Raw genomic sequence first — 26,249 nt, 5'->3', positions numbered from 1 at the left:
AATTGTTTTATGATATTTGCCCTGGCCATAACAGTTTTATTTTGAACTGACTATAGTATATCAACGTAAACCTTAAACTGAATTCCGTCCACAGTTAGTATAGAAATATTATAAAAATCTAAATCTATATTTAGAGCTTCTGCTAGCTCCGTATAAAAGAGCTTTTCCGATGGTCCTTCAACCAGTAACACCACTCTTGAGAAGAAAGCTTCTGCGGGTAATATACTCATTCGATACCCTAGATTGTCCCAAGCATTGCTTATACAGTCAGAACATCCCCCGCTAGCAGCGTAACTATCTGAGTTCCTATTGATAATATGTATAATTGAGTCTGGACTATATCGAGCAGTTATTTGTGGAGAATGCGTTGTTATAATCGTTTGTCCTATTAACTCATTGTTTAGGTAATCTGCTAATTTTCTTTGTTGATGTGGATGCAAGTGGGCTTCAGGTTCTTCTATACAGTAAAATACAACCTCGTCTTCAGGGTTAAGTTCTCTTTGACTTTTTGCTGTCCATAAAGCTAACAGAATTTGGTTATTTCTACCATCACCCCCCAATAGCATTTTCGAACCGTTATTTGAAGCACTGAGTTTCAAATTATCAATAAACTGTTGAACTTGTATAGCACCCGTATCTAAATGAACTTCATAATTAATAAGAGTATGAGCAATTTTTTTTAGCTCCTTATTGACAAGAGCTGTTGAGTTTTTAACGTAATTTAGCTCTCTCACTCTTTCATTCACATAGTTCAAATTTTTACCAATTTCAGTAACCAATGCCTGGTCTTTATCACTATCTTCGTCATTCAACTCACACCGAGATATTTTTAATAAAGTTTTCTTTTCTTTTTCGATAAATTTCTGCAAATTACGTTGAGCGTTAATATAGCGCAAGTTGATATAACGTAAATAATATCTACTATTTATTAATTCTAAACTATTCTCAGTAGCACCAATATATAATTGATACTCTAAACTTGAACGTTGTGCAACTAGCCTGAATATAGTACTAGAATGTTCACTTACATGACCTTTTAATACTGAAAGAACAGCATCTTCTTTCACTTCGCAGAAATATATCGTAATCGAAAATTCATTAGCTTGAATACCAATTGGCGATATATGAAAATCTGTTTCGTTCGGCTCTATATCAGCATCAGATAAAGACTTATCTAATAGTAATCTCATTCCATATATTAAATTAGTTTTGCCTACATCATTTGAACCAATTATCAAGGTACTATGTTTAAAATTAATAGTTGTATCTGAATAATTCCTAAAATTGCATAAACTAACCTTTTCAACTCTCATTAGTTTGTAACCTTTAATATTTTATAGCTAAGAATAAGGCGAACTAGTGTTTAAAATCAAGATAATTACACAACAAGGTTGGTAGCTACTGAACTGAACTGCAATAAACGCTAACCATCTTCATGCTTACAATGAGAATTACCCAAATATCGTGATTAAGAAGTCGGTTGAACTGTTCGGAATGGTAGCAAGTAGCATTAAACAGCTTAAGTAGTTATATAAAAGTAAACCTTAACATTATTAGTTCAATATGAAAGAGGTACATTCAAGATAGCGTTCTGCTGGGATAAATTTTCCTCGCTTACTGTGCACTTCGCATCCTGAAATCTTCGTGAAATTTATTACAAAAGCACTGCATTCTTTTTAAATTGAATCGGCGATCACTAAAAAGCGTTTTTTAGTTATAGTATATGTTTGAAACCAAATAGCACTTTAGAAATATTTTGTTACATTTAATCAGAATATAAATCTAACTATCTGCTTTGCCTCCAATACTTTAAATATGTTGGTCTAATAGTTGGTCTATAACTAGACGAAAAAAATTAAATATTATATTTATCATATACTTAAATAAATAGTTCGAATCCCTCCTTCACCGCCAATCTTATTCTACTTAATCAAAGCCTCTAGCTTTTCCCATCTGTTCAAACAACTCCGAAATACCTGTTAATCCAAAACACTTTCTGAAATTTTTAATTACAAGCCTCTTTTTGGCTTAATCTATTTGCCTATGTCATTTTGTCACCTTTTATTTATTACATTCCTCTCGCTTACGCCCCTCCCGCACCTTTACTTGATGTTTCGCTATTTTCTACCAACATCGCCGCAGCTGTTTTTTTGAGTATCGCCCACTGCTCATCGTCGACATAGATGCCTTCTTTCCATGCGCGCTGATGGGTTTCAAATAGCTCATCTGTCGATATTTTATGATTGAAACGCTGTATGTCCTGTTCAATATCAAAATTTTGGGTCGCAATTTCAATAATCATATCATTGGTATTGTAATTGGCTTGTGCTTGGTCAAAAAAGTATAAATCAGGATACACAAAACCTTGATTTAACGTAAATAATGTATGCTTGGGCACAGAGCCATTGTCCCATTTAGCCAAGCAAGCAAAGCCTTTGGCAGCCAGCCCCACCAGCTCGCTATAAGCCAACCAGCGGTTATGACAGTTCTGTAAATAAATATGAAAATGCGCTAAATCACCCATTTTTTCCAGAGCATAGTCAATGATAGTCGGCAAGTGACAAGCCAAGCTGCTACCATGCAAATCTAAACGAATAGCGCCGTCTTCTTGATAGACGATATCGATTGGCGTATCGTGCTCGGTTAAGATATACGGACTGGCATTATTAAAGTGTCTGATACCGTCCAAGCCCGCCATCTGTAACTCAGCGACCATAGTAGCAATCACATCCGCTTCGCCTACTTCACGGTGCATCCCAGTAAAGGCTTTGTGTACTATCGTCACGATTTCATTATGCGATACGATCATGAGTCAAACCTCCCTGCTCTTTCGATAAATCGGGTAATAAAGGAAACAGCCATTCATCACTATGCACCTCGCTAAATAAAGGCGCACCTTGAAACAAGGTTATCCGCACCCAGCGATCTGATCTGGGATCGAACTTGGTGGCACCAAACATCGATAATTTACACCGTAACAGGTGCATGGGTAATGCGGTTTTATGCAAGACATTCATCTGAATATCGCCCAGTGGCTTATGTCCCATCGTCCAAACGCGGCGCGCAATCGAGCGATATTTTGGCTGATTTAAGATGAACTCTGAAATGAGCTGCTTTGGATCGGTGGGTTTCAACGCGAGATACAGCTTATTTGCTTGCCGTGCGATGTCTAATGCAAGCTCACGATCAGCACCCGGTTCTTGCCCGCGCACGCCCATCCTTGGCTCTTCTTTATCCACCGAGCGATACCAAAACCAATGGCTATTATCGGGCTGGCTAAAATCAATATTAATCACCCACTGATAATGTAGCTCTAATACATCGATTAAATCTTGGATCACCTTGCCTTTCGGTAGCGACAGCGTTTCATTGGCATTTATTTTTTCTTGAAACGCATCGACACGCTCAGGATAAAGCTCCATCAAGCAAGAGATAATCACTTCTTGGCTCTCAAGGCTTAGGTAATGGTGAGCTTGTAAGAACTCTACCCATGTACTGTATTGATTAATGGTTGCCATCAAATTATTTTGTAGTACGGCTAATTCTGCAACGACCGCTTCATTGAGTTTGATTTGCGACTCATTGATGGTAACAATCTCGCTAAAATGCTGAATAGCGCGTTTGATTAAACTGGCAAAATGCGCCGTTTCATTAGGCTCAATTTGGCAAACCAGTGTCGCTTGCAACGCTTCTTCACGGGTAGTTAGCCATTGATCGACGACACAGGGATGGTTGATTAGATACGGTGCCATGCCCAGACCGGTGGCGTTACCAACTCCCAAGTAACGCTTAATCTCTGGATGCAGCGCAGCGGCGTTGCTACCGCCTTTTTGCTTTGCCAAATAATCGACCCAATCTAAGCTAAACTCACGCAGCAAATATACGGCACACATCTGCGCTCGAAAGGATTGATCAAAATCTGCACTGTGATCTAACGGTTTGAAGTCATAAATACCAAACTTACCATTGCCATAGACGGCAGTAGTGCGCAATATATAACCCACTTGCGCAAGTATATCTAAATCTGGTTGCTGACCAATGGCGAGTGAGCTAACGATATGATCAAAGACCCGTACGCTTTTATTTGCTCGTGCCAGCACCATCACCATATTAGAGTTGCGACCTGCTTCTTGCAGCGGTACGTTGGCTTGTAGATTATCCAGTAATTCCTCACTTATCTCACCAAAGACCAGACCAAAGGTTACATCCCATTTTTGGGCAATCACCCTATCATTACGCTCTTCATCAGCCAGCTCATTACAAAATACCACCAGATGATACAGATGCTCTGGAGTATTGAGGCGATAAATCACCGTGCCATAGCCTTGCTCATCCAAATCCCACAAATGGGTACTGAGCGTCCATTGCTCTCTATCAATCTTACGCAGTAACGTGCGCACAAAGCTAATGCGAGTTTGGTGCATCGCGCCCAACCTTTCTGCATTCATAATCACGTCACGAGTACGAAAGTCAGTGCTCAGTTGAGGTGGCTTGACGTTAATGCTTTCATTATTTGCATGAATCATATTCATAATTTCACTACCTTACCTAATATATTGAGCCAGCAGCTTCGTTAATAATGCCAATGATGATATCTATCGGTAAATAAGTATTCAGCCGTTTTTAGGATCGTTGTTTTGACCTTGACCGTTTGGTAGTCAATCAGTTTTTTGAGTAAGCTTTTCCTTAGCAAGCTTTTCTTCGCTGATTTTATGTCTCACCTCTACCTGATTAGGTCGATACAAATCTTGCTCTCGCGCCATTTGCTGGGCAATTTGTGGTCCATTCCATAGCGATGGCAGCAGGATAAAAGAGACTGGCACAGCGGTAATCACGATAAAGGACTGTAATGCTGTCACGCCCCCTGAACCAAGCGAGATTAAAACAATCGCTGTCACACCCATCATGATGCCCCAAAAGGTACGAATCATGGCGTTTGGCTCACGCTCGCCGCTGATGACGACGCTGATGGTATAGGTCATCGAATCGCCTGTCGTGACGATAAAAACGGTGGTTAAAATTAGAAATAATATCGAGGTCATTAAAGGAAAGGGTAATTGCTGGGTAACGGCTAATAGTGCACCAGGTAAGTTAAAGCCTTCAAACGCGCTACTAACACTGCCCGGATTGGCAATCTCAAACGCCAGACCCGAACCACCAACGACGGTGAACCAAAAGCAGGTAACGAGCGGCGCAATGATACAAACCGTGGTAATCAATTGACGAATGGTACGACCACGTGAAATACGAGCGATAAAGATGGCCATCATAGGGCCATAACCCAAGAACCAACCCCAAAAGAACACGGTCCAACCGCCAAGCCAGCCTTCATCACCGCGAAAAGTGGCCATCGGAATAAAGTTATCGACCATCGTGCCGACACCTTGAATATAACCATTGACGATAAAATTGGTCGGTCCAAATATCAAAATAAAGACCATCAACGCAACGGCCAATATGACATTGAAGCGGCTGAGCAATTGCATACCTCGAGCAAGACCACTGATCGCTGATAAGGTATAAAGCACAATCGCGAATATGATAATGATAAGCTGGGTGGCAAAAGTATCAGGAATACCAAACAATTCATTCAGTGCATAGCTGGTTTGCAAGCCCAAGAAACCAATAGGGCCAATCGTACCCGCAGCCACGGCGACGATACAGCAAGCATCGATAATCGCGCCTGTTTGACCAGTAAGTACGCGCTCACCAAACATAGGATAAAGAAGTGTGCGAGGTTTCAGCGGCAAGCCTTTGTCATAATGCAAATGCATGACCACAATCGCGGTCAAACTACCGACAATCGACCACGCCAAAAATCCCCAATGCATAAAAGATTGTGATAAGGCGTTAAATGCTCGTTGTTGCAAGTCTGGTGACTCACCGTATAAAGGAGGCGCTGACACGAAATGAGCAATAGGTTCTGCCGCCGCCCAAAAAACCCCACCGCCAGCCAACAATGTACAAAACAGGATAGCCATCCACTTGAAATTGTCCATTTCAGGCTTTGGTAAGTTGCCCAAAATCACACGACCCGTGCGACCTGCACCAACCGCTAAAGCGATGACGAAAGTAGCGAGAAGCAGAATTTGCCAAAAAGGGCCAAAGATATTGGCCGACCATTTAAAACCAACATCCACAATCGTTGCTAACTGTGCTTCTGCAAAAATCGCCATGAGCACAAAAATTGTAATAAACCCGCCACTATACCAAAAGGCAGGATTTTTTAGCCCCAACGCATCAATATCGGTAGCAGCTGGTACAGTGCTCACCTTATCCGCTGTGCTATTGGTAGCGTTTGAGCGTCCTTGCTCACCTTGGTTAAGTCCCTTTAAATCGGCCATGATGTGGCTCCATATGCTAAGGCTAATGTTGCGTTTTAAATCAGAGGTATCGCAATGAGGATATAACCAGATAGCCTCACTATATTATTGATTTCAAAGCTCTCTATTTCAAATGGGTATGCGCTATAAAACGATTGTCGTCTTATACCGATTTTTAGCGATGACTTGCTAGAATTATCCTTTAGGAATGAGCCTTTAGGCTAAAGGCTTTAAACCACTCTCAAGGAAATCAAACCAGTTTTGACCAATGACTTTTCCAGCATCACTTTCATTAAAGCCGTGTTTGAGTAGACCGTTATAGATATTTTCCATACCGTCCTTGCCAGCAAACCACGGCAGCGTGTCAGGCCAACCTGAATTATTGGCATTGCCTTCACCATAGTCCATCGCTTTTGACCAGCGCCCATTACGCATCCACTCAAGCACGGCTTGGGGTTGATTGAGACACAAGTCACTACCAATGGATAAATGCTCGACGCCATATTTGTCAGCACAATTGGCAATCATCGTACAAAAATCATCTAATGTGCAATCACTACCATTTGGCAAATGGAACGGATATAAGCTAAACCCTAACAACCCACCTGCTTGGGTCAAGGCACTGATGACCGTATCCGATTTATTACGCAGGGCATCGTGTGCTGTGGTTGGATTGGCATGGCTGATACATATCGGGCGACTAGAGTGCTCAATCGCTTCAAGCGTTGAACGCTCAGCGCTGTGTGACATATCGATAATCATACCGACACGGTTCATCTCTTTGATCGCCTGCTGACCAAAACGTGTGATGCCGCTGTCATTCTGCTCATAACAACCTGTCGCCAGTAAGCTCTGGTTATTGTAAGTCAGCTGCATAATCAATAGACCCAAGCGGCGCATTACACTGATTAGGCCAATTTCATCATCAATTGGTGAGCAGTTTTGCGCGCCAAAGAAGATGCCGACCTTGCCTTGCTCTTTTGCCATTTTGATATCAGCAACTGAGTACACTGGTAAGATTAAATCGCTATTTTGCTCAAAGCGTGTGTGCCACTCGCTAAAGCGGGTCATGGTCTGACGGGCATCTTCGTGATAGACCAAGGTGGCATGTACCGCATTGATACCACTGGCTTGTAGCATCTTAAAGTAGTCACGATCCCAATGGCTATACTGTAATCCGTCAATGACGATATGATCTTGGTACATATCAATTCCCTTTAATACTTTTATCAGTGGCCGCTATCATTGGCTATTAAGTGCTTTTTCACACCGTGTCACTTCGATAGCGGCGAGTATGCTTGTTAAGACATGCCTAGTACGCTTTTTGATAAGCGGTCTTGACGATGGTATAGAATTCTTTAGCGTATTGACCTTGCTCACGCGGGCCAAAGCTTGACTGTTTACGACCACCAAACGGCACGTGGTAGTCAGTTCCCGCAGTCGCTAGATTGACCATCACGCAACCTGCTTGCACTTGCTCTTTGTACATCGCACTGCTACGCAAGCTCTGGGTAATGATGCCGCCCGTCAGACCAAAACGCGTGTCATTGGTCATGGCAATCGCTTCGTCCAAATCCTTGACACGCATGACGCAAGCGAGCGGCGCAAATACTTCTTCTTGGTTGATATCCCAGCTGTTGTCCGTCTCGGTAAATAACGTCGGCGACATATAGTAGCCGTCATGCGGCATCTCTAAACGCTCACCACCAAAGGCTAAATTGGCACCGGATTGCTTGGCTTTTTCGATCCAGTCCATGTTTGATGCCAGCTGCTTGTCATCGACGACAGGCCCCATAAAGATACCTTCATCAAGCGCATGACCGACCTTTAAAGTCTTCATTTTTGCGACCACACCTTCGACGAAGGCATCATGAATACTGTCCATTACGATGAGGCGTGAAGAAGCCGTACATTTCTGCCCTGAACCACCAAACGCACCAGCCACTGCCGCATCGATAGCAACTTGCAAATCAGCATCATCAGCGATGACCAAGGCGTTTTTACTACCCATCTCAAGCTGACAGCGAATAAAGTTCGGTGCCGTCGCAGCAGCAACTTTGCGACCTGTTGGTACAGAACCCGTAAAGCTAACGGCATCGATATCTGTAGAATTGATGAGTGCATCACCGACTGACGAGCCGCCACCCAGTAGCAGGTTAAATGTCCCTTCTGGCATGCCTTGACGGTGAATGATTTCAGCCAATGCTACTGCGCTGGCTGGCGTTAAATTCGCAGGCTTCCAAATGACAGTGTTACCAAACGCTAGCGCTGGCGCGATCTTCCATACAGCGGTGGCCGTTGGAAAGTTCCAAGGTGAGATAATAGCGACCACACCGACTGCTTCGCGGGTGACTTCAACCTTGACACCAGGGCGTACTGAGGCGGCGTTATCACCGATTTGGCGCAATACTTCAGCGGCATAATAATGAAAGAACTGACCCGCACGGTAAATCTCGCCACGTCCTTCGGCAAATGGCTTACCTTCTTCAAGAGACAACAGCGTACCTAGCTCATCACAGCGAGCAATCATTTCATCGCCAATCGCTTGTAGGATAGACTGCTTTTTTTCTAAAGAAGTTGCTTCCCATTTTGGCTGAGCGTGACGGGCAGCAGCAATGGCATCTTTGACTTGATCGCCACTGGCCTGTGCGAACTCACCGATAGTGTCAGTGATATCAGATGGGTTAATATTGGCAACGGTATTTACGCCTGCCTGCCATTCACCATTGATATAAAGTGATTTGGTTGGGTCTTGCTGCAATATCTGTTGGGCGGTGTGAGCTGACATAAGAGCTTCCTTGATAAAGTATTAAAAGATGGAATATTAAAATTAGTTTTAAGGCACAGCGGCATATACAACCAGCTCAACCAGCATTTCTTCACGAGCCAGTCCTGCTATCACGAGCGCTGCCCGATTTGGATAGGGTGCTTCAAAGTATTCAGCATAAACTTGATTGACCGTTTTTAGATAGTCGCGATCGGTCACATAGATCATGACCTGTAGTACCGAATCCATACCAACATTGGCACATTCTAGTGTGTGCTTGAGATTGTCTAATGTTTGACGGGTTTGCGCTTCGATACCACCTGCAACCACATCACCATTTTCATCGATAGGAATCTGCGCGGTGTACAACGTACCATTGCAAGTGATCGCCCATTCTAGAGGGGCTTTAGACGCATAAAGTGAGGTTTTGATGGATTGTTTGGTTGAATGAGTCGTCATGTCGTCATATCCTTTGATCAATGATTGGGCAGCGATTGCTATAGAGTTATCCTACCCAAGTACTAACGATAAATCTAACTAATTAAATTTAGAATATGATAGATTTAATCTATCATAGACGATATCTTATATATTAATAGTGGTGAAGAATAAGCCTATGAAATTACAGCAATTACGTCACTTTTTATGCGTGGTAGAGGAAGGCGGCTTTCGGGCGGCGGCGGATCGCGCCAATCGCTCGCAAGCGGCGTTGTCTGCCTCGATAAAGGAATTGGAAAAAACACTGGGTCAGCGCTTATTTGAAGGAGGAAATAAAGCAACACTCACGCCTTTTGGCGAGACTTGTTTACCCAAAATCGAGCAGTTTATGACGGTTTATCAAGCGCTAGAGGATGATTTAAAAGGAGCAGCCGCTGGCGATAAAGGCAAAATAAGGATTGCAAGCGTGCCATCACTGGTGACAAAACTCTTGCCTAGCGTGTTGGTTGAGTACTCCAAGAAATATCCTGATGTCGAGATTGTACTAATAGATGATAACTCTGTCGGTGTGGCCAATCGTTTATTGGCAGGTGAAATCGATTTGGCATTGGGCAACTGCACCAGTATCGACCAATCAAATATAGATTTCACCTTGCTCATATCTGACCCGATTGGCGTGGTCTGCTTAAGAAGCAATTCGTTAAATCAACCAGTAAAACCGTCAAGAAACCAACAAAAAGCAGGGCTTAAATGGCAACAACTGATGACCCAGCCTTTTATTTATAATGGCACTTGTCGACTGCTCGAAAACACACCCGCCGAGGTGCTCAACCGCAATGCGCGTTACACGGTCGAGAATATTACTTCCTTATTTTCATTATTACGCAATGATCTTGGCATAACCACCCTACCCAAGCTCGCCTTTCCGTCGAATGAGCCAGAATTGGTATGGCTCGACTTACTTGAACCTGCCTTAGACAGACAAATTGGTATTTTTAAATTGGCAAATAAAACGATTTCACCGCCAGCACAAGCGTTTCATGAACTGTGCATTCAGTATGTCCAGAATCACTATATTTTATAAAGACAGGTTAAAAATAGATTAATAATGGGTTAAAACATACCTCATTACCGCCTACTTTTATAAGCCACTATCAGAAATTCCATTCACTTGAATAAAAGCGTCTTTCACTATGTCTAAAGGTTTAATTTCCGTTACTCGTGGCCTCTTATCTGTTATCGGCATCATACTTATCATCGATTGCGCTGCATTGATGGTCGTCGGTAAAGTTAATTTCGGCTCGGTTGTACCTTTTTTACTTGGCATGGTTTTTGTCATACATGGAATTTTTTGGCATGCAATACGCAGGTTTTGCAGCCAACATTATGGCTTTAACCGCCTTTGGTATGGGTTATGGGCAGTATTTATACTTTGGTTGTTGAGCTTCGCTCTATTTATTTGGTCATTACAACAGCAGATTGCGCTTAGCCAGCAGCCTGCACCGACAGTGGCAGCGATTATTATATTAGGCTCTGGCACGGTTGCAGGTAAGCCGACACCGACGCTCGCCAAGCGCTTGGACACCGCCATGCCCCTTATCGAGACGCAACCAGATGCTTTGGTGATAACCAGTGGTGGCGTTGGTTTTCAGCGTACACGTAGCGAAGCCGATATTATGGCCACGTATTTGCATGAGGCACATGGCGTGCCATTCGAACGCATTTTACAAGAAGGCAAAAGTACCAGTACGGAAGAAAACCTCGCTAACAGCCGAGCGTTGTTAGAAGCAAAAGGGCTATCTATCGCTGACCCTATCGCCATCGTTACCAGTGATTTTCATAGCATTCGCGCAGCCAGCATCGCGCGACATCAGGGCTATGCACAACCGATTACCGTCGCCAGTCCGACGCCTTTAACCATTCGTTATAACGCTTGGTTTCGCGAGTATTTTGCCTTTGTCAGTGGCTGGTTGTTAGGAGAATATTGATGGTGATGTATATTTCACCAGCTTAAACAAGCTTACTGCTAAATATCATAGCTCCAGCGTTGCCGCATTGCTGTTTTTACCAATCAAAACGGTGGTAATTTTACAGTGCGTTATAATCAGTAAGAACCGCTGATAAATGCTGCAAATAAAAATAATAATGATGGAGCGCACTATGCTATTGGATATCTTTTTAACTGTTCATTTTATGCTACTGATACTGATCTCTTTGCGAGTGCTTGCGCGCCATGATCTGACCTCGCCCGCTCGGCTTGCTTGGCTCGTCATATTGTTCATTTTGCCTTATCTGGGGGTTGTAATTTATTGGATGTTTGGTGAGGTGCATCTAGGACGCGATTTTACGCGCAAACGTAAAGAAATCATCGATAAATTAAGCGCACATAGTCCTGAAGTACTTGGTGATGACATCGCTTTGTCGGAGGCTATCAAACCTGAATACCAAGCGGCCTTTGCCTACTCTGCCAATGCAACTGGCTATCATACAACGGTGGGCAATCACGCAGAGCTGATGGCAGATGCGGCTGAGACGCGCAAACGTATGATTGCCGACTTTGATGCAGCGACCGATCATATTCATGTGCTGTATTATATTTGGCTAATCGATGGTATGGGAATCGATACTGCTCAAGCACTCATACGAGCGGCAAGGCGCGGCGTCATATGCCGAGCAATGGTTGACGGTATGGGCTCACGAAAAATGGTCGGCTCAAAGATATGGCAGGAAATGATAGAAGCTGGCGTACAAGTCAGTGTTGCCCTACCAATTAGTAATATTTTAAAGGTACTCATGTTTAGCCGGATTGACTTGCGAAATCACCGCAAGATTACGGTTATTGACGGCAAAATCGGCTACTGTGGCAGTCGCAACTGCGCCGATCCTGAGTTTCGTGTAAAGCCAAAATTTGCGCCGTGGGTAGACATTATGCTGCGGGTCGAAGGACCAGTGGTGGCACAGAATCAGATGTTGTTTGCCAGTGATTGGCTGACTGAAAATCCTGATACGCCGCTTGACAGCTTTCCTTATTTTATTGACCCACAACTAAAGCAACAAAAATCCCCACAGCCAGAAACTGATGAGCCTTTACCAATAATATCACCGCCACCTTTACCAGTCACATTGCCGCCAAAAGGCTTTGCTGCACAGGTTTTTTCTGATGGTCCTACCCAACGACGCAGCACCACGCCGCAATTTTTAGGTGTCTTAATTGGTCAGGCAAAGCGAACCCTGATCATCTCAACGCCTTATTTTGTGCCTGATTATTCGCTCGTCAGCATTTTGTGTGCGACCGCTTATCGCGGTGTACAAGTAACCATGATTTTCCCAAAGAATAACGACTCAATAGTCGTGGCTGCTACCAGCCACAGTTATTACTGGCAGCTGCTTGAAGCGGGGGTCAATATTTACGAATATAAACCCGGTCTATTACACGCAAAAACCTTGACCATCGATGGCGAAATCAGTCTGATTGGCTCGACCAATTTAGACTTGCGTAGCTTTGATTTGAACTATGAAAACAACATTGTGTTTAGCGATAAAACGCTCACAGCGGCCATCATTGAGCGACAATACCAGTATATCGCTGATTCTGAAGAAGTCACTCGTGAGCAAGTTGAAAACTGGCCGTTATCTTATAAAATCTGGAATAACATTGTCGCCACGATGGGACCTGTTTTGTAACCCATTATTAGGGCGTGTCCTCAATTCAATTGATCATATCTAAACGGGCTAAAAATGAGATAAATGTCATGAAAAAATACTAATGACCTTAAGCCATTCTATTCAGCTGCTGTCTTCTGCAAAATATAGATGACAAACTTAGCTTGTGTCGTAAAGGGTTCTGTTTCGACCGCTGCTAGTAGCGCCTGTCTTTTTTCATTAAGCGCGCGATAAGCATAAGGCGTCATGGTCATCAAATCAGCCAAATCAGCGGCTGACAACGTCATCTCGGTACTGACATGCTCCGTACCCATTAGCGTGAAATATGGAGCCAATTCATGCAAAAACTTATCCGAATCATGCTCCCGGACGTTGTCAAATAACGCTTCGCGCATCGTCGCTAGATGCCCGATATCTGGCTTGGCAATGATTAAATAACCGTCTGCAGTCAATACCTCATTGAACGCGTCTGGCAAGATAGGGCTAAAGATACTGCTAATGCCCTTTATGCTATGCGCGCGTAACGGCAAATGGGCAGCGCTGGTAACAAGCGGATAGATGACTGCCGACTTGGCTGTCGCATTAGTAACACTGTCTTTAACTTGCTGATACCAAAGACGCCCCGCCGCTTTGCTTGTTTTCGCAAGCTCTACCACAGCCGGTTTACTGATATCTGCGGCGATGAGAGTATCCATGCCTGTCTGTGCCATTGCCTGCGTGTAATATCCTTCACCGCAGCCAATATCCAACCAATTGATTGCCTTGCTATCCTTTGTAGTTATCGGCTCAATTGCTGAATCAGCGACCGACTCATTTTTCGCCAACAATTCCCTCATTTTTTGGCAAATAAGCGTCTGCAATGGCTGATAATGTCCAGCGTTTAAAAACCGTTTGCGCGCATCAATTGATTGCTGGCTATCGCCCGGTGCTTTGGATTTTTTTTGTTGCACGGGCAATAAATTAACATAACCCTGACGTGCCACATCAAATGGATGAGCGGTTTGTTTTGGGTGCAAGCTGCCATCGCAGCGCCACGTATCTGCGGCAGGCTGCATGGGTGATTGGCAAAGGGGACAAATAAATAAGCTCACAAGTATCTCAACGTCATCGCAATATGGCTGCCATTTTAACAAAATTCAGGCTTACTGCGTGATAAAAGGCGCGATAAACAATGCAGGAAAGAAAATGTAGAAAACAAACTATTCGCAACCAAACTATCAGCAACCAAAAAAAAGGCCACCTCAACTAAAGTGAGATGGCTTTTGCGAACATGATATTCATATTAATGTTCGAGCGATATGGCTGTGCTAACGCAGTTTTAAGGTCATGAGCCCAAGGATGACGAGAATAATGGCAATAATCCAAAACCTTGCCACCACTTGCGTCTCTTTCCAGCCAATTTCTTCAAAGTGATGATGCAATGGTGCCATCCGAAAGACCCGCTTTTTACGCAGCTTATACGAGCCAACCTGTAACATGACCGATAACGCTTCGGCGACAAATAGACCACCCATAATTGCAAAAGCAATCTCTTGACGGGTCATAACGGCAATCGTACCGAGCATCGCCCCGAGAGCAAGCGCCCCCACATCGCCCATAAATACTTGGGCTGGATGGGCGTTGAACCATAAAAAACCAAGCCCTGCACCAATCATCGAACCACAGACAATGAGAACCTCGGAGTTATAGGCAATATAAGGCACATGTAAGTAGTCAGCAAAGCGTACATCACCTGATACATAAGCCATCGCGCCCAAACCCGCCGCAACCAAGACCACGGGCAAAATAGCTAAACCATCCAAGCCATCGGTTAAGTTGACGGCGTTAGAAGCCCCATTAATCACAAAGTAGGTAAAGATAATAAAGCCAATACCAAATGGTACTGCCGAAAAAGGAATCATCCAATCTTTAAAAATCGGTAGCAGCAAATCCTGCATCTCACGCGTGGTCGCGATATCTGGCTGCAAGGTGGCGATATAATACAAAGACACACCGACGAACAAAGCACCCATAGAGAGCCAAAAATATTTCTTGCGAGCAATTAAGCCTTTGGGATCTTTATACTTAATTTTTAGCCAATCATCTGCCCAGCCGACCGCGCCAAAGATAATCATGACAATGAGCAAAATCCAAACGTACGGATTATTCAAACGCGCCCATAGTAAGGTGGACACGCCAATCGCACTTAAAATCAGCACCCCACCCATGGTCGGCGTACCAGTTTTCGCCAAATGCGATTGCGGACCATCATTGCGAATCGCTTGACCATATTTCAGTGCACGCAGACGTCGAATGACAGGGCCACCAAAAAACATGCTAAATGCGAGGGCGGTAATGACCGCGAGTAACGCTCGCAGCGTCAACGAAGACACCGCAGAAAACGGCGTGTAATACTGGCCAAGCCAGCCAAACAACCAAACTAACACCGCCTACTCCTCGATTAGCGCATTGATAAGGGTTTCCATTTGCATGGAACGAGAACCTTTAAACAGCACCGTACAAGGCTGCGCCTGCTGCGCTTGCAAATACGGCTTCAAATACGCCAATAAACTGTCTTTATCAGTAAACGCATGGGCATTGATGCCAGAAACCTCTTGTGCACCCGCCACGGTAAAAGGCGCGTATTCACCAACACACAGCAGCACATTGATGCCCGTTGTTGCAATGGTACGACCCAAGCTTTGATGCTCGCTAACCGCCGCCTCTCCCAGTTCTGCAATATCGCCCAGCACCATGACTTGCGTGCCCGTTTGCGCCGCTAGTACTTTTGCTGCCGCTCGCACCGAATGCGGATTGGCATTATACGTATCATCAATCAAGCGATGCATACCCAGTAATTGACTGTTCAAGCGCCCTTTAGCAGGACGCGCATTTTCAAGCCCGACGACGATATCACTAACATCGATATTTAGTGCATGGGCACAAGCAGCAGCGGCTAAAGCATTATTGACATTGTGCTCGCCCGCTAGTGGCAAGTTGATATCATGGACTTGATTGCCGATATGCAACTTAAATTCACTGCGCTCAGGCTCGACATCTAAATGGCTGGCACTGACATCAGTATTACCAAAGCCAATCACGTGTGACGTATATTTTTCAGCGATACGGCGTAATTGATTGGTAAAATCATCTTTATCAGGAACGATCGCAAATTGGCTGTCATTCAAGGTATGGTAAATCTCAGCCTTGGTTTGGCAAATCCCTTCACGGCTACCAAACTCACCCAAATGCGCCGTACCAATGTTTAAAATACACGCGACATCTGGCTTTACAATCTCGGTAGTATAAGCAATTTCGCCAATATGGTTTGCGCCAAGCTCTAGAATGGCATAACGATGGTGGTCGGATAATTCGAGCAACATCATCGGCACACCCAAGTCATTATTTAGGTTACCACGGGTAATCAATGTCGGTGCTAGTCTGCCAAAGATACTACCCAGCATCTCTTTACAGGTGGTCTTGCCGCTAGAGCCAGTAATAGCAATGACGGTTAAATTTTGATGCTGTTGACGACGATACGCAGCCAATTGTCCTAGCGCCAAACGGGTATCGCTCACCACTAACTGCGGAATGCTATTTGCATCAGCCGTAGCAATAGGGCGAGCGACGATAGCCGCAACCGCACCTTGCGCGATGGCAGTATCGATATAATCGTGACCATCAAAATTATCACCCGTTAACGCTAAAAATATATCACCAGGTTTTATCGTACGGGTATCGGTGGCGATACGAGTGCTCATGACATCATTTACTGAAGTGTTTTCTGAGTCGGATTGCCCCTCACTCAGCTGCCAATGCCCATTGAGTGCTGCGGTTGCCGCGAGCAGATTGTCTGCTTGCCAAACATACAGCCCTTGCGACTGAATGCTGTTATCGTTGTCGGCTGTCATAATGATTACCTTATATATATGATGACTACTTATTTATTTTTTATAGTTAACGACTAGGGCGTGTCTTCAATTTAATCGATTATTATATAAATGGACTAAAAATGGCTAAATTTTGCCAAACATCGTCAACTAGCTTATTAATATCTCGATATTATTTGCGCTACTTTCCTTGTTTGACGGTAATTTATCTCATTTTTATTACCATTTTAAAATGAGGACACGCCCTAATACTTTTTAGATAGCATGAAAAACTGACTGTAAGCGCCATTATTTACATATAAATGCTATAAACGCCCTGCTTGTTTTAAGGCGTTTTGCAAAATAACACTGTCGTCAAAATCATAACGAACATGGTTAATTTCTTGATAGGTCTCATGACCTTTGCCAGCGATAACGACCATATCATCAGGTGCTGCTTTATTAACTGCATATTCAATGGCGGTTTGGCGCGCAGGCTCAATATAGGTACGCTGATATTGCTCACTCGTCATGCCTGCTTGCATATCTTGCAATATTGCATTGGGATCTTCGGTGCGTGGATTGTCTGCCGTTAACACGACTTTATCCGCGCCTGCCAAGCCTGCTTGCGTCATCAAAGGACGTTTGCCCGCATCACGGTCGCCACCGCAGCCAAACACTGCCCACAGCTGACCCTTACAATGGGTCTTTAGGCTGGCAAGCACTTGGCTTAAGGCATCTGGCGTATGCGCATAATCAACGATAAAGCAACCATCATTAGACGGCACACGCTGCATACGTCCAACCGCACCTTGTAGCTGCGGCACCACTGCAGTAACACGCTCAAGGCTAATGCCTAAAGCGACGGCAGCTGCCATTGCGGCAAGCAAATTGGCAACATTAAAGCGCCCCAATAATGGGCTGACGATACCTAAATGATTAACTTCGCCATCGCCTAAATCAGTACGTAGGCTAATCTCAACACCTTGTAAGCTTGGTTTGATTTCAGCCGCAACAAAGGTCGCAGATTTTGATGATTCTAAACTATACGTCCAGACCGTTAAATCACTGGCATGTGCGGTGTCGAGCATAATCTGCGCAGAGTCATCATCGATATTAATGATAGCGTGTGTCAAATCTGGAAAATGCGCTTTATCAAACAGTCTAGCTTTTGCTGCTGCATACTCTGCCATATCGGCATGGTAGTCTAAGTGGTCACGGCTAAGATTGGTATAAATCGCCACCGACACTGGCATACCTTGTAAACGTTGCTGATCCAAACCATGTGAGCTGGCTTCCAATGCCAATAACTCAGCATTCTCTGTACCCATTTGATATAAAAACTGCTGAACTGCTAAGGCATCACCCGTGGTATGGCTGGCTTGCACCAAAGCGCCAAGCCTACCATTCCCTGCCGTGCCCATAACTGCGCTGCTCATACCTGTCAGCTGCGTCAATTGCGCCACCAATTGACTGATAGTCGTTTTGCCATTGGTGCCCGTCACCGCTATGACAGTTGGCAAGGTCACGGGCTGCTGATACTGCAAACGTGCTTGAATGAGCGTCCCTAAAAAATCACGAATATTGGGCACGTATAAAACAGGGCAAGGCAGTGCTGCTAATTGCTGCTGCACTTTAGTAGCACTATCATTTGGTAAGGTGATATCGGCGTGATTTGATATGCTAATCGTGTTAAGTAAAGCCGTAGGATCTATTTCTGATAGGATAAAAGCCGCATGTTCAGCGGCTTGATAGAGGTAGTCACGGCTTTTTTGACAGTTTGGTATGTGGCTTTTTAATAACACAAACACATCGTTCGGCTCTAGCTGACGACTGTCTAAACGAAACTGCAGGAATGGAATATCAAGAAACGAATTCATTGGTTTTGAATCCGCTCCAACCAATGTCGTCTGAGTCGATAGTTTTTGCAATGCCTGCTCTGTACCTACACCATGCCTGCTATTGCTAATACTAGATTCAGTCAGCTGTTGCAAGGTGACTGGTGTGATGCTTGGCGACGAGGGTGACAGGGTCATTGGCAAATCCTATACGGTTAAAACACATCAAATAGTTAAAAACTGAACATTAAAAAAACTTACGTTTAAGCCTATAGATCTTCCGTTTTTAACGGCTTATCTAAGGGTACATTGTATAAACGCAGCGCCTCTTTCATGACATTATGAAAGACTGGCGCGACTGTTAAACCAGCATAAATCTGACCACGCGGGTCTTCGATGAGCATCACGCCGACCAGCCTAGGGTTGGATGCTGGCGCCATACCCGCAAAAACGTTGCGGTATTGGTCAGTATAGTAGCCACCTTTTGGATTGATACGGCGCGACGTTCCTGTTTTACCAGCGACGCGATAACCGTCAATCGCAGCACCTTTAGCAGTACCACCCGGTTCGGTAACACTTTCCATCATTTGTACGATAGACATCGCTTGCTCGTGTGCCATGATACGCTTGCTTGGCTGCGGCTTGTCATCTTTAATGAGGGTCAATGGGTGCATGACGCCACCTGCCGCCAGCGCCGAATAAGCCTGCGCGACCTGAGCCAGTGTTACCTGTAGACCATAACCATAACTGACCGTTGCACGTCTTGATGTTTCTTTTTCTTTTGGTGTGACCACCAGCCCACTACCTTCCCCTGGGAATTGTAGCGGTGTCTTTGAACCAAAACCAAATTGCTTTTGCATATTGGTAATGCCATCAGCTGGTAAAGACAAAGCAATCTTAGTCGAGGCAACGTTACTAGATTTCTGTAATAGCGTTGCCATCGTTATCCGCCCTAAATTATTATGGTCACGAATGGTATAACCACGGACACGGATAGAGCCAGGATTGGTATCGATTAAGGTAGTGGCGGTATATTTTCCTGAGTCTAAAGCCGCTGCAACGGTGAATGGCTTCATGACTGAACCGGGTTCAAAGACATCGAGCAGCGCACGGTTACGTTGGTTTTCACCAGTCATCTCATTCAGGTTATTAGAATTAAAAGATGGCCATGTTGACAAGGCAAGCACTTCACCCGTTTGCACATCAACAATCATGCCTGTTGACCAGCGCGCTTTTTGCAAACGCCCTGCTTTCTCTAGTTCTTTATAAAGCAAATACTGCAAGCGCGAATCAATGGTCAACGCCACATCTTTACCTGGTATTTCTGGTTCAATCTGTTTAATTTCTTTTAAACTGTTTTGTTTGGCATCTTTTAGCACCAACACTTTGCCATCATCACCTGCCAGCTCAGTCTCATATTGGCGTTCGATACCAGCACGACCTTCATAACCACCTTCAGGATCGCTGACATTTTGTCCCATAAAGCCCAATAGCTGCGAGTTTGGTTGTGGCTGCGGGTAATAACGTTGGAAGAAGTTTTTTTCATAGACGCCAGGAAAATCAAGGGTGCTGACACTTTGGGCAATCTCAGGCGTTACTTTATTCAGTAGCGGCAAATAGTGCGAGCCTGCACCCGATGGCAGCGCTGCTTTAACTGCTGCTTCATCGGTTACATCAATACTGTCATCGATAGCGGTAACTTTTTTCAGCTCAGTGACCGAAATATTCGCAGCAGCTGCAAGCGTGGTCAGATCCATATTATCCAAACGCTTTTGCATACGCGCAACCAGCTGTGGACTCTCAGGATTGGTGATAATAATACGCTTAAGCTCGTAATATTCGCGCGCGTAATCATGCGGACTAAAGGAGACCGTCGCCAGTGGTGCACTGACTGCAAGTGGCAAATTATTGCGATCGGTAATCATACCGCGATAGGATTTTTGCGTGCGCACGCTAGTGATGAGCTCATCACCTTTGTCTTGATAAAACTGGGCATTGGCAACTTGTAAATAATAAGCACGGGCTATCAGCAAACCCAAGACAACCAATGCAATGACCCAAATAGTACGAAAACGGTTTTTGTCTTGCTCAAAACCGCCGCGAGAGGAAGCGCCAGACGCTTTACCCAAAAATCCTCTTTTATTTTTCAGGTTTTTGACACTGGTATAAGCGCCTTGCTCTTCACTCTTTTTCAATCGATCAAACAATTTAGCCTTACGGTTGCCAGAGGATTTTTTTTCAGCCGTACTGCCTGTTTGTCCCGATTTGGCTGCACTGGCAGGACGTAAGGGCTTAGTGACCTTACCGCTAGTTGGCTTTTTACTCGCATTTTTTGCGGTCGTTTTACCGCTATTGGCATTAGGCTTTTTATCACTCATTGTCCTGCCTCCGCTACCGTGGCATCGGTGATAGGAGCATCAGGCGATATATCCGTAGAAGCCCGTGGTTCGATAACGTCAGACTTATCCTCATCTGAGTCAGTATCGACGACTGGCACCTGTGCTGTGGCAACACCCGGTTGGATAATGAGCTTATCTTTTAGCGTCGGTGAAAACATACCCAGTTCAGCCACCGCACGGCTAGCAATTTGCGGCGTCGCACTAAAAGTCTGCTGTTCAATGAGCAAACGCTGATGTTCGACTTGCAGATTACGCTCTTGTTTTTTCATGTCTTGCAAGGTTTTATAATCCTGATGATATTGCTGAACGCCTTCGGCTGTTTTGATACCGCTCCACACAATCGCCACTGCTAACAGCAATAGCACCACTACATAGATACTAACCACATTAAATCGGCGCACAAATAGCTCGCCGATATCGGTGTTATGCGGCATTGCAGCGCGACGGTTTGCGGGTTTGTCAGATATTGCCATGACGCTCTCAAAAAGTGGACTTCAAGTATGAAAATTGGCAACTGTTTTAGAGCGGTAAGACGCTTTGTACAGCACCATCAATAAAGTAAAACCAAACGAAAAAGGAACAGCCGAGCCTAGCAGATAATGTTTACAGATTTTTAACAGCCGCGTAAGTATTCAGACTTTTATCCTACTAATTGCCAGCAACCAATCACCAGCAACGCAGCCAAACACCCTCTCTATAACATCACGCTACCTGTGCTATTGCTCGACACTGGGTAGATATTCGGTATCAGTACGAGTCGCCATGCGCAACCACGCACTACGCGCGCGTGGGTTTTGACTGGTTTCAGCTTTGCTTGGACCCACGCGTTTAGGCTTGCTAAAGTAGCGTGGACGCTTCGGCGGCATCGGCAAATTCTCATCCTCTGGATATTGCCCTTTGCTATGACGCTGCAAAAACTGCTTGATACGGCGATCCTCTAACGAGTGAAAACTAATCACTGCTAGCTGCCCGCCTGACTTTAAAATCGGAATGCTTTGTTCTAAAAAGTCGTCAACATCGCCAAGCTCATTGTTAATAAAAATGCGCATCGCCTGAAAGCTCTGAGTCGCTGGATGCTTACCACGCTGCCAATTAGGATGCGCCACTTTAATCACTTCAGCCAATGCCAAAGTAGAGTCATAACTGTCCATCTGCTTAATAGCACGGGCGATACGGCGACTATGACGCTCTTCGCCAAAATCATAAAGCACATTGGCCAAGGTTTCATCATCGACTTTTTCTAGCCACTCAGCGACCGACTGCCCACGACTGGTGTCCATACGCATATCGACCGCACCGTCACGCATAAAACTAAAACCACGACTGCCATCATCAATTTGCGGCGATGAGATACCCAAATCTGCCATTAAGCCATCAACTTGAGTGATTCCCATTGCCGTTAGACTATCCGTCAACGTCGCAAAACTATCGTGCACCACTTTTACGCGACTATCGGTCTTTGCCAATTCACGCGCGACGCTAATCGCCGTTGGATCTTTATCAAAAACAATCAAGGTTGCATCATCGGCCAACTGACTTAATAATAATCGACTATGACCACCACGCCCGAAGGTAGCATCAACGTAGACGCCACTCATCTGCAAGCTATTTTGGTTGTCACTGCTTTGTTCTGCATCGTCTGTTTGCTTAGGTAGCGCTTTGACACCCAGCACTGCTGCAACGGTTTCTTGTAACAGCACCGCATCATGGACAAAGCTCAATTCATCAGAGTTGGCTTTATCCGTGACAGACTCTTGATTCAGCTGATTAGTAGAGTCACTCTCTACCACAAAATCGTTTTCTACAGCAGACAGCTCAGCCACTGATGCAGCATTAACAGTGGCTAAAGAAGAATTCATTTTAGAATCTTGCTTAGTATTCGGCGTATTTTTTGGCTTATTATTCAATATGGACACAAACGACTCAGTAGATGACGACCATTTTGGTCAGTAAGAGTGAAAAATCAGATGAAAATAAACAAGTTATGACTTGTCTAACATTATTATCGCAAGGATACACGGGTAGTCAAGCGCTAGACGGGCATTTCGTTAAAAATATTCCATCTCTCTGTTATACTAGCGCTATATTTTACGCTATTTTTCTACATTGACGGCTATTGTTTGTGCCGTATTTTTTATTCAAACTTGTCATTCATATTTATCATTAGCATTTTTAACTGCTATTTTTTTCATTTTTCACAGCCATATTCATCAACTACCCTATTCTGAGAATTTTATGATGCAATCATCGACTTCAACTAACAGCACGCGCCCTGTCCGCACCCGCATTGCGCCATCGCCTACTGGCTTTCCGCATGTCGGCACCGCTTATATTGCCCTATTCAATTTAGCTTTTGCTAAAGCCCACGGCGGCGAATTTATTTTACGTATCGAAGATACGGATCAAACGCGCTCAACCGAACAATCTGAAAAAATGATTTTGGATGCGCTGCGCTGGGTCGGTCTCGACTGGGCGGAAGGTCCAGATATTGGAGGCCCGCATGCGCCTTATCGTCAGAGCGAGCGTAGTGATATTTATAAAAAGCACGCCGAACAGCTCATAGAAAACGATCATGCATTCCGCTGCTTTTGTACCAGCGAAGAGCTCGATGCCATGCGAGCTGCGCAAATGGCCAATGGTGAAACGCCACGTTATGACGGTCGCTGTGCCCATTTAGCACCTGAGAAAACTGCGCAATTGGTCAGTGAGGGCAAACCGCATGTCATTCGTATGCGTGTGCCTACCGAAGGCGTCTGTCAAGTACATGACATGTTACGCGGTACGGTTGAGATTCCTTGGACACAAGTCGACATGCAAGTGCTGCTAAAAACCGACGGCATGCCGACTTATCATTTAGCCAACGTTGTCGATGACCATTTGATGGACATCAGCCATGTGCTACGCGGTGAAGAGTGGCTTAACTCTGCGCCCAAGCATCAGCTGCTCTATGAGTATTTTGGTTGGGAGATGCCTGTACTTTGCCATATGCCACTGCTGCGTAACCCAGATAAATCAAAACTGTCTAAGCGTAAAAACCCAACCTCTATCACTTACTATCGTGATGCTGGTGTGCTCCCTGAAGCGTTGCTCAACTACCTCGGTCGTATGGGCTACTCGATGCCTGACGAAGCTGAGCAATTTACCTTAGAAGAGATGATTGCGAGCTTTGATATCCAGCGTGTGTCGCTCGGCGGCCCTATCTTTGATATCGAAAAACTAAACTGGCTCAACGCAGAATGGCTACGCGCGCTTACTCCTGAACAGTTAAAAAATAAAATCCTCGATTGGGCAAATAACAGTGACAAGCTTACGGCTATCGCAGCGGCGATTCAGCCTCGTATTGAGCTGTTATCTGATGCAGTTAATTGGGGTGGCTTCTATTTCCAAAACTTACCTGCTATCACTGCGGAAAGCTTTACCCATAAATCGCTCACCCCTGAGCAAATTACTGAGATGCTGCAACTAGCGCTTTGGCAGCTAGAAACCTTGCCAACGTGGTCAGAAGAAAATATCTACGCCACCTTAAAAGGTCTTGCCGCCCATCTTGATATTAAAATGCGTGACTTTATGGCACCATTCTTTATCGCTATCGCTGGTAGCACCTCATCGACGCCTGTCATGAATTCTATGGCAATTATCGGCGCTGATATGACCTTGACTCGCTTGCGCCATGCAGTTGACGTGCTTGGCGGCTTAGGTAAAAAGAAGCTAAAAAAACTTGAGAAACAAGCAGCTGAATTGCCAGACTTTTTGGCAGCTGAGTAGCGATACATGAGTCGATTTAAAAAATAATTTTATAACAGCTGTTCAAGTTATCCTAATCAATATACGATTAGGATAACTTTTTTTTGGTAAACACTTACTTAGTTTACCAAAAAAAAATTTTAAATAAAATATTCTATATTTAATTAATAATAAAACTAAGTTACAACCTCTCGTTTTTAGATAGTTTCTGGTGCGTGTCAGTAATGATATTGCAATTAATCATAAGTAGATCTGAAATTTATAAAAATTAAATTATCTATTGAAGTTGATATTCTAATAATAGAAATATGCATTCTAAACTTTCATTACCTCCATTATAAAAAATACTACTTTTCAATTAAAAATCGGTTAAGGTAATATGCCATGAAAAATATGTTTAAACAGTATGATTATAATTTTACAGAGCAAGAATACCGTCATATTTGGGAAAATTCTTTATTTATTTTTGATACCAATATATTACTCAATCTTTATAGATACCAAGATAGTAGTAGAGATGAATTTATAAAAATTCTAGAAAGTCTGGATGATAGAATATGGATTCCTCACCATGTAGCTCTCGAATTCAAACGTAATAGATTAACGACTATTAGAAGCAGAACGAATTTACTTATAGAAGCAAAAGAAGCCATAAATAAATCGCAAAGCACTTTAGTATCGGAATTAAATAAATTACAGATAAAGAAAGTACACTCGCCAATTGATGTTGACAATATTAAAGAAAAATTTAAATCGTTAGGTGATGAACTAATAAGAGAAATTAATAACACTATCAACGATCAACAAAAAATTAATGAAGCCGATCCTCTTGAAGAAAAGATAGATACGATTTTTGATAATAGAGTTGGGAGCGCAGCTTACACTCAAGAAAAAATAGATACTTTGTACAAAAATGCTCAAGTTAAATATAAACTAAAAATATCTCCAGGCTATTTAGATGAAAAAAAAGATGAAGTTTGTGTAGACAATCAAATTGTTTATCAGAAAAAGTATGCTGACTATCTTATATGGCAACAGATATTGGACCATGTAAAAGAAGTAGAACTAAAGGATATTATCTTTGTAACGGATGATAATAAGGCAGACTGGTGGTTAGAAGTTGCTGTATTTAACGGTAACTCTCAAACAAAGCATCGACAGCCAAGACCTGAACTATAGTCAGTTCACAATAAAATAAATACAGCCCATATCCTGAAATAGCTTAGGCA

Annotated in this window: 19 protein-coding genes; 5 read left to right on the top strand and 14 right to left on the bottom strand. The window is 43.9% G+C overall.

Annotated features, from left to right (window positions below):
• Positions 1 to 50: 50 nt before the first annotated feature.
• The 7 genes from I3257_RS12575 to I3257_RS12545 form a co-directional block, all read right to left on the bottom strand.
• Positions 51 to 1,313: an AAA family ATPase gene (locus tag I3257_RS12575; RefSeq protein ID WP_238049956.1), complete on the bottom strand. Its 1,263-nt coding sequence runs from the start codon at positions 1,311 to 1,313 to the stop codon at positions 51 to 53.
• Positions 1,314 to 2,083: 770 nt separating this feature from the next.
• The gene (locus tag I3257_RS12570) at positions 2,084 to 2,809 is read right to left on the bottom strand and encodes a DUF3726 domain-containing protein (protein ID WP_238049955.1); all 726 of its coding nucleotides are present in this window, start codon (positions 2,807 to 2,809) and stop codon (positions 2,084 to 2,086) included.
• Positions 2,793 to 4,532 (bottom strand): hypothetical protein, encoded by a 1,740-nt coding sequence (locus tag I3257_RS12565; RefSeq protein ID WP_238049954.1) that lies wholly within the window; start codon positions 4,530 to 4,532, stop codon positions 2,793 to 2,795. Before I3257_RS12565 ends, I3257_RS12570 begins: the two co-directional genes overlap by 17 nt.
• A 126-nt stretch (positions 4,533 to 4,658) precedes the next feature.
• A complete protein-coding gene (locus tag I3257_RS12560) occupies positions 4,659 to 6,344 on the bottom strand; it encodes a BCCT family transporter (protein ID WP_238049953.1) in 1,686 nt (561 codons plus the stop codon).
• 195 nt (positions 6,345 to 6,539) lie between these two features.
• A complete protein-coding gene (locus I3257_RS12555; RefSeq protein ID WP_238049952.1) occupies positions 6,540 to 7,529 on the bottom strand; it encodes a membrane dipeptidase in 990 nt (329 codons plus the stop codon).
• Between the two features lie 106 nt (positions 7,530 to 7,635).
• Positions 7,636 to 9,111, bottom strand: a complete 1,476-nt coding sequence (locus I3257_RS12550; RefSeq protein ID WP_201560609.1) for an aldehyde dehydrogenase family protein — start codon at positions 9,109 to 9,111, stop codon at positions 7,636 to 7,638.
• 48 nt (positions 9,112 to 9,159) lie between these two features.
• Positions 9,160 to 9,549 carry a RidA family protein gene (locus I3257_RS12545; RefSeq protein WP_201560608.1) on the bottom strand — a complete coding sequence of 130 codons (390 nt, stop codon included), beginning with the start codon at positions 9,547 to 9,549 and terminating at the stop codon, positions 9,160 to 9,162.
• 157 nt (positions 9,550 to 9,706) lie between these two features.
• Here I3257_RS12545 and I3257_RS12540 point away from each other — a divergent pair, with 157 nt between their 5' ends.
• The 3 genes from I3257_RS12540 to I3257_RS12530 all read left to right on the top strand — a co-directional run bounded on the left by I3257_RS12540 (position 9,707) and on the right by I3257_RS12530 (position 13,212).
• Complete coding sequence (locus tag I3257_RS12540; RefSeq protein WP_201560607.1) at positions 9,707 to 10,612, top strand: LysR family transcriptional regulator; 906 nt, start codon at positions 9,707 to 9,709, stop codon at positions 10,610 to 10,612.
• Positions 10,613 to 10,721: 109 nt separating this feature from the next.
• Positions 10,722 to 11,516 (top strand): YdcF family protein, encoded by a 795-nt coding sequence (locus tag I3257_RS12535; protein ID WP_238049951.1) that lies wholly within the window; start codon positions 10,722 to 10,724, stop codon positions 11,514 to 11,516.
• Between the two features lie 172 nt (positions 11,517 to 11,688).
• A complete protein-coding gene (locus I3257_RS12530; protein ID WP_238049950.1) occupies positions 11,689 to 13,212 on the top strand; it encodes a phospholipase D-like domain-containing protein in 1,524 nt (507 codons plus the stop codon).
• A gap of 98 nt (positions 13,213 to 13,310) precedes the next feature.
• On the opposite strand, the gene I3257_RS12525 is transcribed toward I3257_RS12530, so the two are convergent.
• From I3257_RS12525 to rsmH, 7 genes are all read right to left on the bottom strand, one after another.
• Positions 13,311 to 14,282, bottom strand: a complete 972-nt coding sequence (locus tag I3257_RS12525) for a putative RNA methyltransferase (RefSeq protein ID WP_346014819.1) — start codon at positions 14,280 to 14,282, stop codon at positions 13,311 to 13,313.
• A gap of 216 nt (positions 14,283 to 14,498) precedes the next feature.
• A complete protein-coding gene (gene mraY / locus I3257_RS12520; RefSeq protein WP_087813657.1) occupies positions 14,499 to 15,617 on the bottom strand; it encodes a phospho-N-acetylmuramoyl-pentapeptide-transferase in 1,119 nt (372 codons plus the stop codon).
• 3 nt (positions 15,618 to 15,620) lie between these two features.
• Entirely contained in the window at positions 15,621 to 17,081 is a 1,461-nt protein-coding gene (gene murF / locus I3257_RS12515) for a UDP-N-acetylmuramoyl-tripeptide--D-alanyl-D-alanine ligase (RefSeq protein ID WP_238049949.1), read from the bottom strand.
• A 284-nt stretch (positions 17,082 to 17,365) separates the two neighbouring features.
• A complete protein-coding gene (locus I3257_RS12510; protein WP_238049948.1) occupies positions 17,366 to 19,075 on the bottom strand; it encodes a UDP-N-acetylmuramoyl-L-alanyl-D-glutamate--2,6-diaminopimelate ligase in 1,710 nt (569 codons plus the stop codon).
• A 71-nt stretch (positions 19,076 to 19,146) separates the two neighbouring features.
• Positions 19,147 to 21,255: a penicillin-binding protein 2 gene (locus tag I3257_RS12505; protein WP_201615026.1), complete on the bottom strand. Its 2,109-nt coding sequence runs from the start codon at positions 21,253 to 21,255 to the stop codon at positions 19,147 to 19,149.
• The gene (locus I3257_RS12500; RefSeq protein ID WP_238049947.1) at positions 21,252 to 21,749 is read right to left on the bottom strand and encodes a cell division protein FtsL; all 498 of its coding nucleotides are present in this window, start codon (positions 21,747 to 21,749) and stop codon (positions 21,252 to 21,254) included. The genes I3257_RS12505 and I3257_RS12500 overlap by 4 nt, the downstream gene beginning before the upstream one ends.
• 243 nt (positions 21,750 to 21,992) lie before the next feature.
• On the bottom strand, positions 21,993 to 23,192 hold the full coding sequence (gene rsmH, locus I3257_RS12495) for a 16S rRNA (cytosine(1402)-N(4))-methyltransferase RsmH (protein ID WP_227676019.1): 1,200 nt from the start codon (positions 23,190 to 23,192) through the stop codon (positions 21,993 to 21,995).
• A 319-nt stretch (positions 23,193 to 23,511) separates the two neighbouring features.
• Here rsmH and gltX point away from each other — a divergent pair, with 319 nt between their 5' ends.
• Positions 23,512 to 25,041, top strand: a complete 1,530-nt coding sequence (gene gltX / locus I3257_RS12490; RefSeq protein ID WP_201560601.1) for a glutamate--tRNA ligase — start codon at positions 23,512 to 23,514, stop codon at positions 25,039 to 25,041.
• Between the two features lie 363 nt (positions 25,042 to 25,404).
• Complete coding sequence (locus I3257_RS12485; protein ID WP_238049946.1) at positions 25,405 to 26,199, top strand: PIN-like domain-containing protein; 795 nt, start codon at positions 25,405 to 25,407, stop codon at positions 26,197 to 26,199.
• The last annotated feature ends 50 nt before the right edge of the window (positions 26,200 to 26,249 follow it).

This window comes from Psychrobacter sp. Ps7, from assembly GCF_022129225.1.
Classification (GTDB): Bacteria; Pseudomonadota; Gammaproteobacteria; order Pseudomonadales; family Moraxellaceae; genus Psychrobacter; species Psychrobacter immobilis_A.
Note: the sequence above shows the minus strand (reverse complement) of the source record. Positions and strands in the feature narration are given on the sequence as shown.